The sequence below is a fragment of the Pseudomonas sp. MT92 genome, from assembly GCF_058792515.1.
This window is the reverse complement of the sequence record NZ_JBXAFA010000017.1, coordinates 120,176-134,282: the sequence shown is the minus strand read 5'-3', so window position 1 is coordinate 134,282 and position 14,107 is coordinate 120,176. Positions and strand designations below refer to the sequence as shown.

14 protein-coding genes are annotated in these 14,107 nt (G+C 59.4%); 11 read left to right on the top strand and 3 right to left on the bottom strand.

What is annotated here, in order from left to right:
• The first annotated feature begins 19 nt into the window (after positions 1 to 19).
• The 6 genes from AC1Q6D_RS27635 (at position 20) to AC1Q6D_RS27610 (ending at position 6,968) form a co-directional block, all read left to right on the top strand.
• Positions 20 to 1,321, top strand: coding sequence for an ABC transporter substrate-binding protein (locus tag AC1Q6D_RS27635; RefSeq protein ID WP_103406746.1), 1,302 nt, complete (start codon positions 20 to 22; stop codon positions 1,319 to 1,321).
• 144 nt (positions 1,322 to 1,465) lie between these two features.
• On the top strand, positions 1,466 to 2,374 hold the full coding sequence (locus AC1Q6D_RS27630) for a carbohydrate ABC transporter permease (protein ID WP_034149180.1): 909 nt from the start codon (positions 1,466 to 1,468) through the stop codon (positions 2,372 to 2,374).
• Positions 2,367 to 3,212 carry a carbohydrate ABC transporter permease gene (locus tag AC1Q6D_RS27625; protein ID WP_047532453.1) on the top strand — a complete coding sequence of 282 codons (846 nt, stop codon included), beginning with the start codon at positions 2,367 to 2,369 and terminating at the stop codon, positions 3,210 to 3,212. The genes AC1Q6D_RS27630 and AC1Q6D_RS27625 overlap by 8 nt, the downstream gene beginning before the upstream one ends.
• 2 nt (positions 3,213 to 3,214) lie before the next feature.
• Positions 3,215 to 4,375: an ABC transporter ATP-binding protein gene (locus tag AC1Q6D_RS27620; protein WP_103406747.1), complete on the top strand. Its 1,161-nt coding sequence runs from the start codon at positions 3,215 to 3,217 to the stop codon at positions 4,373 to 4,375.
• 204 nt (positions 4,376 to 4,579) lie between these two features.
• The gene (locus AC1Q6D_RS27615; RefSeq protein WP_103406748.1) at positions 4,580 to 5,926 is read left to right on the top strand and encodes a carbohydrate porin; all 1,347 of its coding nucleotides are present in this window, start codon (positions 4,580 to 4,582) and stop codon (positions 5,924 to 5,926) included.
• A gap of 187 nt (positions 5,927 to 6,113) precedes the next feature.
• Positions 6,114 to 6,968, top strand: a complete 855-nt coding sequence (locus AC1Q6D_RS27610) for a D-hexose-6-phosphate mutarotase (RefSeq protein WP_047532450.1) — start codon at positions 6,114 to 6,116, stop codon at positions 6,966 to 6,968.
• 72 nt (positions 6,969 to 7,040) lie between these two features.
• Here AC1Q6D_RS27610 and AC1Q6D_RS27605 read toward each other — a convergent pair whose 3' ends face one another.
• Positions 7,041 to 7,901: a MurR/RpiR family transcriptional regulator gene (locus AC1Q6D_RS27605; protein WP_170948639.1), complete on the bottom strand. Its 861-nt coding sequence runs from the start codon at positions 7,899 to 7,901 to the stop codon at positions 7,041 to 7,043.
• Positions 7,902 to 8,129: 228 nt separating this feature from the next.
• On the opposite strand from AC1Q6D_RS27605, the gene zwf reads away from it, so the two are divergent.
• From zwf to AC1Q6D_RS27585, 4 genes are all read left to right on the top strand, one after another.
• Positions 8,130 to 9,599: a glucose-6-phosphate dehydrogenase gene (gene zwf, locus AC1Q6D_RS27600; protein ID WP_090464576.1), complete on the top strand. Its 1,470-nt coding sequence runs from the start codon at positions 8,130 to 8,132 to the stop codon at positions 9,597 to 9,599.
• Entirely contained in the window at positions 9,586 to 10,299 is a 714-nt protein-coding gene (pgl, locus tag AC1Q6D_RS27595; RefSeq protein ID WP_103406523.1) for a 6-phosphogluconolactonase, read from the top strand. The genes zwf and pgl overlap by 14 nt, the downstream gene beginning before the upstream one ends.
• A gap of 17 nt (positions 10,300 to 10,316) precedes the next feature.
• Positions 10,317 to 10,982, top strand: coding sequence for a bifunctional 4-hydroxy-2-oxoglutarate aldolase/2-dehydro-3-deoxy-phosphogluconate aldolase (locus tag AC1Q6D_RS27590; RefSeq protein WP_090464570.1), 666 nt, complete (start codon positions 10,317 to 10,319; stop codon positions 10,980 to 10,982).
• 198 nt (positions 10,983 to 11,180) lie between these two features.
• On the top strand, positions 11,181 to 11,897 hold the full coding sequence (locus AC1Q6D_RS27585) for an intradiol ring-cleavage dioxygenase (protein WP_103406524.1): 717 nt from the start codon (positions 11,181 to 11,183) through the stop codon (positions 11,895 to 11,897).
• A gap of 1 nt (position 11,898) precedes the next feature.
• Here AC1Q6D_RS27585 and AC1Q6D_RS27580 read toward each other — a convergent pair whose 3' ends face one another.
• Together AC1Q6D_RS27580 and AC1Q6D_RS27575 are read right to left on the bottom strand one after the other, a co-directional pair.
• Positions 11,899 to 13,080, bottom strand: coding sequence for an aminotransferase class V-fold PLP-dependent enzyme (locus AC1Q6D_RS27580; protein ID WP_103406525.1), 1,182 nt, complete (start codon positions 13,078 to 13,080; stop codon positions 11,899 to 11,901).
• A gap of 23 nt (positions 13,081 to 13,103) precedes the next feature.
• A complete protein-coding gene (locus tag AC1Q6D_RS27575; RefSeq protein ID WP_008056784.1) occupies positions 13,104 to 13,340 on the bottom strand; it encodes a DUF3820 family protein in 237 nt (78 codons plus the stop codon).
• A 204-nt stretch (positions 13,341 to 13,544) separates the two neighbouring features.
• Between AC1Q6D_RS27575 and AC1Q6D_RS27570 the strand changes: the two genes are divergently transcribed.
• Entirely contained in the window at positions 13,545 to 14,012 is a 468-nt protein-coding gene (locus AC1Q6D_RS27570) for a ferritin-like domain-containing protein (RefSeq protein WP_103406526.1), read from the top strand.
• The last annotated feature ends 95 nt before the right edge of the window (positions 14,013 to 14,107 follow it).

The following is a 14,107-nucleotide window of genomic DNA, read 5'->3' as shown; positions in this document are numbered from 1 at the left end:
ACAAGAAAGGTACTCCTAGATGAATGCGATTTCTCGCCTCGCTACTGTCATTTCTCTCGCCTCAATACTCCCTGTTGCTGCATTCCCCATCAGTGCCCTTGCCGCCGATTCCAAAGGAACTGTGGAAGTTGTTCACTGGTGGACGTCGGGTGGTGAAAAAGCAGCGGTCGATGTCCTCAAGGCACAAGTCGAAAAAGACGGCTTCACCTGGAAGGACGGCGCAGTCGCCGGTGGTGGCGGTGCAACGGCCATGACCGTACTGAAAAGTCGCGCAGTGGCCGGTAACCCGCCAGGCGTCGCTCAGATCAAGGGGCCGGACATCCAGGAATGGGCCTCGACCGGCCTGCTGGACACCGACGTCCTCAAAGACGTTGCCAAAGAAGAGAAGTGGGACAGCCTGCTCGACAAGAAAGTCTCCGATACCGTGAAGTTCGACGGTGATTACGTGGCCGTGCCGGTGAACATCCACCGCGTGAACTGGCTGTGGATCAATCCGGAAGTCTTCAAGAAAGCCGGCATCACCAAGAATCCAACCACCCTCGAAGAATTTTACGCCGCTGGCGACAAGCTCAAGGCCGCCGGTTTCATTGCGCTGGCCCACGGCGGCCAGCCTTGGCAGGACAGCACCGTGTTCGAAGCCGTCGTGCTTTCGGTCATGGGTGTCGATGGCTACAAGAAAGCCCTGGTTGATCTCGACAACGCCGCGCTGACCGGTCCGGAAATGGTCAAGGCGCTGACCGAGCTGAAGAAAGTCGCGACCTACATGGACGCCGACGGCAAAGGCCAGGACTGGAACCTGGAAGCCGCCAAGGTCATCAACGGCAAGGCCGGCATGCAGATCATGGGTGACTGGGCCAAGTCCGAGTGGACCGCCGCCAAGAAAGTCGCCGGCAAGGACTACGAGTGCGTAGCGTTCCCGGGCACCGACAAGGCGTTCACCTACAACATCGACTCCCTGGCGGTGTTCAAGCAGAAAGACAAGGGCACTGCTGCCGGTCAGCAGGACATCGCCAAAGTCGTGCTGGGTGAGAACTTCCAGAAAGTCTTCAGCATCAACAAGGGCTCGATCCCGGTGCGCAACGACATGCTGGCCGATATGGGCAAGTTCGGTTTCGACTCGTGCGCCCAGACTGCGGCCAAGGACTTCCTGGCGGACGCCAAGTCCGGCGGCCTGCAGCCGAGCATGGCGCACAACATGGCGACCACGCTGGCGGTACAGGGCGCGTTCTTCGACGTAGTGACCAACTACATCAACGACCCGAAAGCCGACCCGGCCGACACGGCCAAGAAACTGGGCGCAGCGATCAAGTCGGCCAAGTAATGCTTGGCCCCTGTAGGCGCGAGCTTGCTCGCGATGGCGGACTGTCAGCCACCTGGTGTGAGAACTGACACAACGCAATCGCCAGCAGGCTGGCTCCCACAGGGAACGCACTTGTAATCCTAATTCTCTATTCTGGATTTCCCCATGAGTTCTGTTGCTGTGTTCAGCAAGGCCTCGCCGTTCGATGCATTGCAACGCTGGCTCCCTAAGCTGGTGCTGGCGCCGAGCATGTTCATCGTCCTGGTGGGCTTCTATGGCTACATCCTGTGGACGTTCGTCCTGTCGTTCACCACGTCGACCTTTCTGCCCAACTACAAGTGGGCGGGCCTGGCGCAATACGCACGGTTGTTCGACAACGACCGCTGGTGGGTGGCGAGCAAGAACCTGGCGCTGTTCGGCGGCATGTTCATCGGCATCACGCTGGTGATTGGCGTGCTGCTGGCGGTGTTTCTCGACCAGCGCATCCGTCGCGAAGGCTTCATTCGCACCATTTACCTGTACCCGATGGCGCTCTCGATGATCGTCACCGGTACCGCATGGAAATGGCTGCTCAACCCGGGCATGGGCCTGGACAAACTGTTGCGTGACTGGGGCTGGGAAGGCTTCCGCCTGGACTGGCTGATTGACCCGGATCGCGTGGTCTATTGCCTGGTGATCGCCGCTGTATGGCAGGCCTCGGGCTTCATCATGGCGATGTTCCTGGCCGGCCTGCGTGGCGTTGATCAATCGATCATCCGTGCCGCGCAGATCGATGGCGCGAGCATGCCGCGCATCTACTGGAAAGTGGTGCTGCCCAGCCTGCGTCCGGTGTTCTTCAGTGCAGTGATGATTCTGGCGCACATTGCGATCAAGAGTTTCGACCTGGTGGCGGCAATGACGGCCGGCGGCCCGGGTTACTCCTCGGACCTGCCTGCGATGTTCATGTATTCCTTCACCTTCAGTCGCGGCCAGATGGGCATGGGCTCGGCCAGTGCGATTCTGATGCTCGGTGCGATTCTCGCGATCATCGTGCCTTACCTGTACTCCGAGCTGAGGACCAAGCGTCATGACTAGTCTCGCTGCCAAACCCGCTATCAGCCTGAGTCGCATCGCGATCTATGCGGTGCTGATCCTCGCCGTGATGCTCTACCTGATTCCGCTGGTGGTCATGCTGTTGACCAGCTTCAAGACCCCCGAAGACATCAGCACCGGCAACCTGCTGAGCTGGCCGACCGTGGTCAGCGGTATCGGTTGGGTCAAGGCCTGGGCCACGGTTGACGGTTACTTCTGGAACTCGATCAAGATCACCGTTCCAGCGGTACTTATCTCCACGGCCATCGGTGCCTTGAACGGCTACGTTTTGTCGATGTGGCGTTTCCGCGGTTCGCAGTTGTTCTTCGGTCTGCTGCTGTTCGGCTGCTTCCTGCCGTTCCAGACCGTCCTGCTGCCGGCCTCGTTCACCCTCGGCAAGATGGGCCTGGCGAGCACCACCACGGGCCTGGTGTTCGTGCACGTGGTCTACGGCCTGGCGTTCACCACGCTGTTCTTCCGTAACTACTACATCAGCATTCCCGATGCGCTGGTCAAAGCTGCGCGTCTGGACGGTGCGGGTTTCTTCACCATCTTCCGCCGGATCATCCTGCCGATGTCGACGCCGATCATCATGGTCTGCCTGATCTGGCAGTTCACTCAGATCTGGAACGACTTCCTGTTCGGGGTGGTGTTCTCCAGCGGTGATTCGCAACCGATCACGGTGGCGCTGAACAACTTGGTCAACACCAGTACCGGGGCCAAGGAATACAACGTTGATATGGCGGCGGCGATGATCGCCGGTTTGCCGACCCTGCTGGTCTATGTGGTCGCAGGCAAGTATTTCGTGCGCGGGCTGACGGCCGGCGCAGTCAAGGGGTAATCATGGCTACGCTCGAACTTCGCAACGTAAACAAGACCTACGGTGCCGGCCTGCCGGACACCCTGAAGAACATCGAACTGTCGATCAAGGACGGTGAGTTCCTGATCCTTGTCGGCCCGTCGGGCTGCGGCAAGTCGACCCTGATGAACTGCATCGCCGGCCTCGAAACCATCACCGGCGGCGCGATCATGATCGGCGATCAGGACGTCAGCGGCATGAGCCCCAAGGATCGTGACATCGCCATGGTGTTCCAGTCCTATGCGCTGTACCCGACCATGAGCGTGCGCGAGAACATCGAGTTCGGACTGAAAATCCGCAAGATGAGCCAGTCGGCCATCGATGAGGAAGTCGCTCGGGTCGCCAAGCTGTTGCAGATCGAACACCTGCTCAACCGCAAGCCAGGCCAGCTCTCCGGTGGCCAGCAACAGCGTGTGGCCATGGGCCGGGCCCTGGCACGCCGGCCGAAGATCTATCTGTTCGACGAACCGCTTTCCAACCTCGACGCCAAGCTGCGGGTCGAGATGCGCACCGAAATGAAACTGATGCACCAGCGCCTGAAAACCACCACTGTCTATGTGACCCACGACCAGATCGAAGCGATGACCCTGGGCGACAAAGTGGCGGTGATGAAGGACGGGATCATCCAGCAGTTCGGTACGCCGAAAGACATCTACAACAACCCGGCCAACCTGTTCGTGGCGAGCTTCATCGGTTCGCCGCCGATGAACTTCATCCCCCTGCGTCTGCAACGCAAGGACGGTCATCTGCTGGCGCTGCTCGACAGCGGCCAGGCTCGCTGCGAATTGCCGCTGGGCATGCAGGACGCCGGTCTCGAAGACCGTGAAGTGATTCTCGGCCTGCGTCCGGAGCAGATCGTTCTGGCGAACGGCGAAGCCACTGGTTTGCCGACCATTCGCGCCGAAGTCCAGGTCACTGAACCGACCGGTCCCGACACCCTGGTCTTCGTCAACCTCAATGACACCAAGGTCTGCTGCCGCCTGGCACCGGACGTTGCACCTGCCGTTGGCGAGAGCCTGACCTTGCAGTTCGATCCGGCGAAAGTGCTGCTGTTCGATGCCAAGACCGGGGAACGTTTGGGGGTGGCCGGTGTGCCGAAAGCCGAAGCGCACGCTGCCAACGTTGCGCAATTCAAAGGCCGCTGAACAACAACGGTAGGAGCGAGCCTGCTCGCGATGGACGTCAGCGATGACACTGGAAACCTGACACCCCACGGTGTTCTCAGGTGTCTCGCGAGCAGGCTCGCTCCTGCATGGGGGAATCCGTGATGCGCGGCCTGTCGTGCATCACAACCGCTGTAACCGCGTTAGAAAAAGAAAAGTTAATAACAATAAAACGAGGATGTAGGGATGAAGACGAGAAACACGGCCCGGTTGATCTGCCAGGTCTCAGCAGCGGCGGCACTGGTTCTGGCCGGTAATGCGATGGCCGATGAGGCGTTCAGCTCCGACTCCAAGTGGATGACGGGCGATTGGGGTGGCGAGCGTACCAAGCTGATCGAGCAAGGCATCGACATCAAGATGGACTATGTCGGTGAAGTGGGCGGGAACCTCCATGGCGGGTTCAACGATGACAAGACCGCGCGCTACAGTGACCAGTTTGGCCTGGGGGCGGCGCTGGATCTGCAAAAACTGCTGGGCTGGGACAACACCCAGGCCAAGATCCAGCTCACCAACCGTAACGGCGAGAACATCTCCAACGATCGCATCGGCGACCCGCGTGCCGGCACCTTGAGTTCTTCCCAGGAAGTCTACGGTCGTGGCCATATGGTCCGCCTGACCCAGTTGTGGATTCAGCATCAATTCTTCGACAACAAGCTGGACGTCAAGGCCGGTTATTTCGGTGAGGGCGAAGACTTCAACACCTTCCCGTGCGAATTCCAGAACCTGGCGTTCTGCGGCTCCCAGGTGGGTAACTGGGCGACCAACATCTGGTACAACTGGCCGGTCAGCCAGGCGGCGATCCGCGTGAAGTACAACATCAATGACGAGCTCTACGCTCAGATTGGCGCGTACAACCAGAACCCGTCGCAGCTGGAGCACGGTAACGGCTTCAAGCTCAGCGGCAGCGGTACGGCGGGCACCGTGTTGCCGGTCGAACTGGTCTGGTCGCCGAAGGTCAACAGCCTGCCTGGCGAATACCGTGTCGGTTACTACAAAAGTACCGCCCCGGCCGATGACGTGCTCGAGGACGCCAATGGCCAGAACGCCGCGACCACCGGCCAGCCTTATCGCGTCCACGATAGCAAGCACGGCTACTGGTTCGTCGCGCAACAGCAACTCACCAGCCACAATGGCGATGCTTCTCGCGGTCTGAACATCGCCGCCAACGCCACTTTCCACGACAAGGACACCAACTTCATCGACAACTACCAGTCGCTGATGTTTGTGTACAAGGGCCCGTTCGACGCGCGTCCTAAGGATGACGTGGGCATCGGTTTCGCCCGTATCCATGTCAACGATGACGTGAAGAAAAACGCTGAGTTGGTCAATGCTTCCAATGGCGTTTCGGACTACGACAATCCGGTGTTCTCGCCGATTCGTGAGACCGAATACAACTATGAGATCAACTACGGTTTCCACGTGACCAACTGGCTGACCGTGCGTCCCAACCTGCAATACATCACTCACCCTGGCGGTGTGGATGAAGTCGACAACGCATTGGTCGCCGGCCTGAAAATTCAGTCGGTGTTCTAACGCGGTTGCGATAAGCTCCTCTCTATGTGCGCATTTTTGCGGACAGCCATGGCTGTCCGCTTTTTTTTGTGCGGCCCTGTGGCGAGGGGCTTGTTGTGGCGAGGGGGCGAGCTCCCTCTCCACAAAAAAAACGCAAACAAGCTATTTGAATAGATGAGTACACCCATGTTTTTCAGGACCGTGGCCCATGCTTGAGCATCCGCTACAACGCTTCTTCAAATCCTTGCGCGAACGACCGGTGTTTGCATGGGAGCGCTATCAAAAGCGCGACGTGTTGGTGATCGATCACCCGTTGTGTCAGGCGGTGTTCAGTCGCCAGGGCGCGCAATTGCTGCACTTTCAGCCCAAGGGTCAGAAGCCGTGGCTTTGGTGTGCGGCGAAGTGGCCGCAAGTCGGTGCCATCCGTGGTGGCGTGCCAGTGTGCTGGCCGTGGTATGGCCGTCATCCCAGTGAAAATGCCTGGCCGTCCCATGGCTGGGCGCGGCTGATCGACTGGAAGTTGATCGACAGCAGCAGTGATGATGACGGTGTGCGTTTGCACTGGCAGCTGGAACTGTGTGACTGGAAAGTGGATCTGCATGCGCACTTGGGCGAATGCATGGATCTGCGCCTGAGTACCGAGCATCAGGACGACATGCCGTGCCAGTTGAGTCAGGCTTTGCACGCTTACTGGCGTATTGGTGATGTCGGTGAGGTAGCGCTGTCTGGGCTCGAAGGCGCGCAAGGTTACGACCAGTTGAACCGTCAGGTTTGCCAGCAGGAAGGCGAGTTGCGCGTCGATGGCGGTTGTCAGCGGGTGTTCCAGCATGACGGCGAACTGCAGCTTAACGATCATGCCTGGCAACGAGCGTTGTGCATCGATACCGGCGACACGGCCGACACGGTTGTCTGGCATCCGGGCTCACGGCCGTTGCTGGGGGTGAGCTGGAACGAGATATCCGAATTCGTTTGCGTAGAGGCCGCAAGCGGCGGGACTGACAGCCTGTGCCTGAAACCGGGGGAGCGGGCGCATTTGAGTCTGCAGGCGCGGGTGGGGGCTTAGATTTGTACTGTTGCTGCTGGCCCCATCGCTGGCTAGCCAGCGATGGGGCCCGATCTCAGTGCAAATGTTGGATCAATTGAACTCGTCACCCACCGGATACCGGCTGGCATTCAGGCTCTCTTTGATCTTGCGCAGATGCGGCTGGAAATCCACGCCACGGCGCAAGGTCATGCCGGTGGCGAGCACGTCCAGCACGGTGAGCTGAATGATCCGCGAAGTCATCGGCATGTAGATGTCGGTGTCTTCGGGCAGCGGAATATTCAGGCTCAAGGTACTGGCCTTGGCCAGCGGCGAGTTCTCGGCGGTCAAGCCCAGCACCGAGGCACCGTTTTCCCGGGCGATGCGCGCCACTTCCACCAGTTCGCGGGTGCGTCCGGTGTAGGAAATGATCACGAACAACTCGCCGGTGTGCGCCACCGAAGCAATCATGCGCTGCATCAGCACGTCGGCATGGGCAGTCACCGCCAGGTTGAAACGGAAGAACTTGTGCTGCGCATCCAGGGCCACGGGGGCCGAGGCGCCGAGGCCGAAGAAGTGGATCTGTCGGGCCTGGATCAGCAGGTCGACGGCGCGGCTGATCAGGTTCGGATCGAGGGCCTGGCAAGCGCTGTCGAGGGAGGCGATGGCGCTGCCGAAAATTTTCTGGGTGTAGGCTTCCGGATTGTCGTCGGCTTCCACCGCTCGGCTGACGTACGCCGCGCCGCTGGCCAGGCTTTGGGCCAGTTGCAGCTTGAGCTCGGGGTAGCCGCTGACGCCGAATGAACGGCAGAAACGGTTGACCGTCGGTTCGCTGACCGAAGCGGCCTGGGCGAGGGCGGCGATGCTGAAGCGAGTGGCCTGCTGTGGGTTGAGCAGGATCACCTCGGCGACTTTGCGTTCGGCCTTGTTGAGCTCTTCAAGGCGATTCTGGATCTGTTCCAGTAAATTTCGCACGCGGTCCATATGAGTTTCCTTGATTCACCGACGCCGATAAGCGCGCGGCTAATGCAAAAAGGGCCTTTGGTGTGGCCCATAACGGTGGCCTATCCTACTGATGGCTCTGACCGACCACCACTCGGAATCTGTATTTTGCGAAAATGTTGTGGTTATTACTACATTTTCCCTTGAGTGATGCCTTGAAAAAAGGTATTTGTAGCTTAACTTGATAAAAGAACAAACATCATGCCTTCGATTACGGTTGAACCGTGCACCTTCGCCTTGTTCGGCGCCCTTGGCGATCTGGCCTTGCGCAAGCTGTTTCCTGCCCTTTATCAACTCGACGGTGCGGGCCTCCTGCACGAGGACACGCGGATCATCGCGCTGGCCCGTGAGCCGGGCGATGAACAGCAGCATCTGGCGTTCATCAGCGCCGAACTGCGCCGCTACGTCGGTGCCAAAGAGCTGGACGAAGCCGTGGTCGAACGCTTCCTGGCGCGCCTGAGCTACCTGCACGTCGATTTCCTCAACGCCGACGACTATGTGGCCCTGGCTGAAATGGCTGGCAGCGCGCAGCGGGTCATTGCCTATTTCGCCACGCCGGCAGCGGTGTATGGCGCGATCTGCGAAAACCTGGCAAAGGTCGGCCTGGCGGAAAACACCCGCGTGGTGCTGGAAAAACCTATCGGTTCGGACCTGGAATCCTCGCGCAAGGTCAACGATGCCGTGGCGCAGTTCTTCCCGGAAAACCGCACGTATCGCATCGACCACTACCTGGGCAAGGAAACTGTCCAGAACCTGATCGCCCTGCGTTTCGCCAACAGCCTGTTCGAAACCCAGTGGAACCAGAACTACATCTCCCACGTGGAAATCACCGTGGCCGAGAAGGTCGGGATCGAAGGCCGCTGGGGTTACTTCGACAAGGCCGGTCAGCTGCGGGACATGATCCAGAATCACCTGCTGCAACTGCTCTGCCTGATCGCCATGGACCCGCCGGCCGACCTGTCCGCCGACAGCATCCGCGACGAGAAAGTCAAAGTCCTCAAGGCGCTGGCGCCGATCAGTCCGGAAGGCCTGACCACTCAAGTGGTGCGCGGCCAATACATCGCCGGCTACAGCGAAGGCAAACCGGTACCGGGTTACCTGGAAGAGCCAAATTCCAACACCCAGAGCGACACCGAAACCTTCGTCGCCTTGCGTGCCGATATCCGCAACTGGCGCTGGGCCGGCGTGCCGTTCTATCTGCGTACCGGCAAGCGCATGCCGCAGAAGCTCTCGCAGATTGTCATCCACTTCAAGGAACCGTCGCATTACATCTTCGCTCCCGAGCAGCGCCTGCAAATCAGCAACAAGCTGATTATCCGCCTGCAACCGGACGAAGGCATTTCCTTGCGTGTGATGACCAAAGAACAAGGCCTGGACAAGGGCATGCAGTTGCGCAGCGGTCCGTTGCAGCTGAATTTTTCCGACACCTGGCGCAGTGCACGGATTCCCGATGCCTACGAGCGGTTGTTGTTGGAAGTGATGCGCGGCAATCAGAACCTGTTTGTCCGTAAAGATGAAATCGAAGCCGCGTGGAAGTGGTGTGACCAGTTGATCGCCGGATGGAAAAAATCCGGTGATGCGCCCAAGCCGTACGCGGCCGGGTCCTGGGGGCCAATGAGCTCCATTGCTCTGATCACGCGGGACGGGAGGTCGTGGTATGGCGATATCTGATTTGAAACTGCCTCAGGGCGTCAGCGCCCGTGAGTTCAAGAACCCGGTGCAATTGGCCGAAGGCCTGGCGCTGGACGTGGCCAAGCAATTGCGCGAGGCGATCGACACCCAGGGCACCGCAACGCTGGTGGTGTCCGGTGGTCGCAGCCCGGTGACCTTTTTTCAGCACCTGGCCAAGCAGCCACTGGACTGGTCGAACGTGGTGGTCAGCCTGGCTGATGAGCGTTGGGTCCCGGTCGAGCACGCCGACAGCAATGCCGGCCTGCTGAAGAAGTATCTGCTGCAAGGCCCGGCGGCCAAGGCGCAGTTCCTGAGTCTGTACAGCGCCACCGCCAACCTGGAACAAGCCGCCGAGAACGCTGACCGTTTGCTCTCCGAGCTACCCGTGATTGACGTGCTGGTGCTGGGCATGGGCGACGACGGTCACACCGCATCCCTGTTCCCCAATAGCCCGAACCTTGCCGACGCCTTGAAAGCCGATGGCACGCGTCGTTGTTACCCGATGCTGGCGCCGACCGTGCCGCATCAGCGCCTGACCATGAGTCGCGCGCTGCTGGCTTCGGCCAAACATAAAGTGCTGTCGATTTCCGGTCAGTCCAAGCTGACCACCCTGAACACCGCATTGGCCGGCGATGATGTCGCCGAATTGCCGATTCGCGCATTTTTGCAACCCACGTTAGAGATTTACTGGTGCCCATGAGCCAAGGAACAGCCGCTATGAAAAACCCATCCCCGACCGTTTCCATGGCGGACAAAGTTGCCCTGATCGACGACCTCTGTGCCAGGGCGCGGATTCTGCCGGTCATCACCATCGCTCGTGAGCAGGACGTTCTGCCGCTGGCCGATGCGCTCGCCGCTGGCGGCCTGACCGCGCTGGAAGTGACCCTGCGTTCGCAGTTCGGCCTCAAGGCCATTCAGATCCTGCGTGAGCAGCGTCCGGAACTGGTGACCGGTGCCGGCACCGTGCTCGACCGCCACATGCTGGCGGCCGCGGAAGCTGCCGGTTCGCAGTTCATCGTGACGCCGGGCATTACCCGTGACCTGCTGGAAGCCAGCGTCGCCAGCCCGATCCCGCTGTTGCCGGGTATCAGCAATGCGTCGGGCATCATGGAGGGCTACGGTCTGGGCTATCGCCGCTTCAAGCTGTTTCCGGCGGAAGTCAGCGGCGGCGTCGCGGCCATCAAGGCCTTGGGCGGCCCGTTCGGCGAAGTGAAATTCTGCCCGACCGGCGGTGTCGGCCCGGCCAACATCAAAAGCTACATGGCGCTGAAAAACGTCATGTGCGTGGGCGGTAGCTGGATGCTTGATCCTGAATGGATCAAGAACGGCGACTGGGCCCGCATTCAGGAGTGCACCGCCGAAGCTCTGGCGCTGCTGGACTGATCCGCTTCACCTGACACCTCGTTGTGTGTTCTACGGCTTTACGGTGCGCTTGGTCGGTGCACCGTTTTTTTTGCCCGCAAGAAAACAGGTGGGAACGAGCTCGTTCGCTCCCACAGGGACATCATGCGATACATAGTTACCGCGTGACGTGTTTTGGCCAGTGCTAGCCTGCGTTCTTCTTATGGAAGAGAGAACGTCATGGACGACAACACCTCAGCAACACCCGTTTACCTGCTTTCACCGGAACAGATAGCCGGTCCCTATTTCCGCAACCCGAAACTGATCAGGCGCAATATCAGCGAAGGCGCCGACGGCATCCCGTTGGTGTTGCGGCTGGCCATAGTCGACGCCATGACCGGCCAGCCCGTTCCCGATGCGCTGGTGGATATCTGGCACTGCAATGCGCGCGGGGCATACTCCGGTTGGAGCAAGGTCAATCCGGATGTGGAAGTCGATGCCGGAGACATCGGCTCGGTCCCGCGAACCGACGACGATACTTACCTGCGCGGCGGGCAATTCACCGACAAGAAAGGCATCGCCCGGTTCACCACGATCTGTCCGGGGTTTTATGCCGGGCGTGCCTTGCATATCCACGTCGCCGTTCGCATCACCAGCGGTAACAACTATCTGCAGGAGCGGCACGTCGCCTGGGTCGGTCAGTTGTACTTCCCCGAGGTCGCCGCGCGCTCGGTGCTCAATGCCCGGGAGTACAGCGGTCGCGCCATCCCTGCATTGAGTAACGATCAAGACTTTTACTACCAGAGCATGGGCGGCGAAGCCTCGACCCTGACCGTTCACACCCTCGGTCGAGACTCGAATGAAGACGGCTTTTTCGGGCAGGTGACCATCGGCATCGACACCTTTGCAGTGTCATCCCAGATCAAGCCCGAGGACTTCGACAAGTACACGGTGTGAGTCAACTCAGTTCGGTCAGCGCCGTGATCAGTTGTGCCATGTCGGCAGCGGTGGTGGTCAGTCCCGGCGTAATGCGAATGCAGGGACCGCAGGCCGCACCGCTGCGCACCACGGTGAACAGGTTGTAGTCGTTGAGCAGCCGCTCGACCATCGACTGCTGATCGTTGTGTGCGGTGAAACGCATCGAGGTGATACCGCAACAGAGTCTTGGGTCATCCGGTGTCAGCACTTCAATGCCCGGCAGCTCACGCGCCGCTCGAACCCACAGGTTGCGCAGGTAATTGAGCCGTGCACCCTTGGCGGCGGCGCCGCCCATGGCCCAATGCTCCTCCAGCACCAGCGGCAAGGTCAGCAACGCCGGGATGTTCGGGGTGCTGTAGGGCGTACGGGCGCGAATGTCGGTTATCGGGAAATGCATCTCGCCCATGTCCGGGTCGATGTCGCCCAGGCGTTCAGGGGCAATGTAGAGGAAGCCCAGGGTCAGTGGCGCACCGATCCATTTGTGCAGGTTATAGGCCGCGAAGGCGATGCCCAGCTCCTTGAGATCGAACGCCAACTGGCCCAATGCATGGGCGCCGTCGAGGACTACGTCGACCCCGTGTTCCCTGGCTGCGGCGGCAATCGCCTTGACCGGCATCACCAGACCGGTGCGATGGGTGACATGGGTCAGGGCCATCAGCTTGAGCCGTGGATAACGCACGAAAGCTTCGCGATAGGTGGTCAGCAAACTGTCGAAACTGGCGGGATGCCGATGTTCGATCTCGATCACTTCGACGCCACGGTGACGGGCCAGCCAGCGCATGGCGCCCTTGACCGTGTCGTATTCCAGATCACATACCAGCACCTGGTCGCCCGGCTGCAAGCGGTTGTAGTTGCGGATCAGTGACTGCAAGCCGTCCGAGGCGTTTCGTGTAAGCGCCACCGCGTCGGCGGGCACATCAATCAGTCCGGCCACCCGCGCACGGATCTTCAGGCCGTCACTCGCCTCGAAGCGCTGGCGTACATAGACCGAGTTACTGCGGTTGATCAGTTCGATGTTGCGCTGATACTCCTCGACCACCGTGCGCGACATGCGTCCGAAGTAACCGTTTTCCAGGTTGATCGGGCCGGGCTGGACATCGTAGCGGTCGGCAAACGTCCGCCAGAAGGATTCATCACGGGCGCGGCGGGTGTTATCGGGCATGGGCAACTCGATGAGTGGACATTTCAGTGACGTGGCGCGGGTTTGCCGTGTTTGGCACGCAAGGGTTCGAGCAATTCAGACAAACCGTTGTGATCGATTTCCTGCATCAGGGCCAACAGACCGCCCAGTTCGCCGTGGGGAAATCCTTCCCGGGCAAACCAGTTCAGGTAGGGGCCGGGCAGGTCGGCAATGATTCGACCCTTGTATTTGCCGAAGGGCATCTGGCGAGTTATCAGCAGTTCGAGCTTTTCAGGGTTCATCAATCAATCGTCTGGATTCAATCAGTCTGGAAAATACAGGCATTCTGCATGCAGGCCAAATGACAGATCATGCAAAAGAAACGGATACAGATTTAACCGATATTCATAACTACTTGAAATACAAGGAGTAATTGGTCGGTAGAAAGCTGGCATGCGAGGTGCAACACCTCTTGCAACTTTCATCCACCCGCAAGGAATTGAAAAATGACTGACATGAATAAAGAAGCGATTTCTGTACTCAACGACCTGATTGAAACCAGCAAGGACGGTCAGGAAGGGTTCAAGACTTGCGCTGAAGACATCAAACACCCTGAACTTAAAACCCTGTTCGTGCAACGTTCTGCAGAGTGCGCCACGGCGGCTTCCGAACTGCAAAGTGCGGTTCGTTCCATGGGCGGCGATCCGGAAACCTCCACCAGTGTCAGTGGTGACTTGCACCGTCGCTGGGTTGACGTGAAGTCGATGTTCACCGGCAAGGACGAAGAAGCGGTGCTCAATGAAGCCGAGCGTGGCGAAGACCATGCGCTGAAGGCCTACCGAGACGCCATGGAAAAAATCAACAAGCATAATCTGGTGGGCATTCGCGACCTCGTTGAGCGTCAGTACCACGGTGTGCAGCGCAATCACGATCAAGTGAAAGCCTTGCGTAACCAAGCGCGCGCACGTTCATAAGCGTACGTTTGCTGTCAAAAACGCCAGCCAGTCTGGCGTTTTTTTGTGCCTGTGAATTAGCGCTGGACGGGACATCGATAGCTAGCTAATAATTT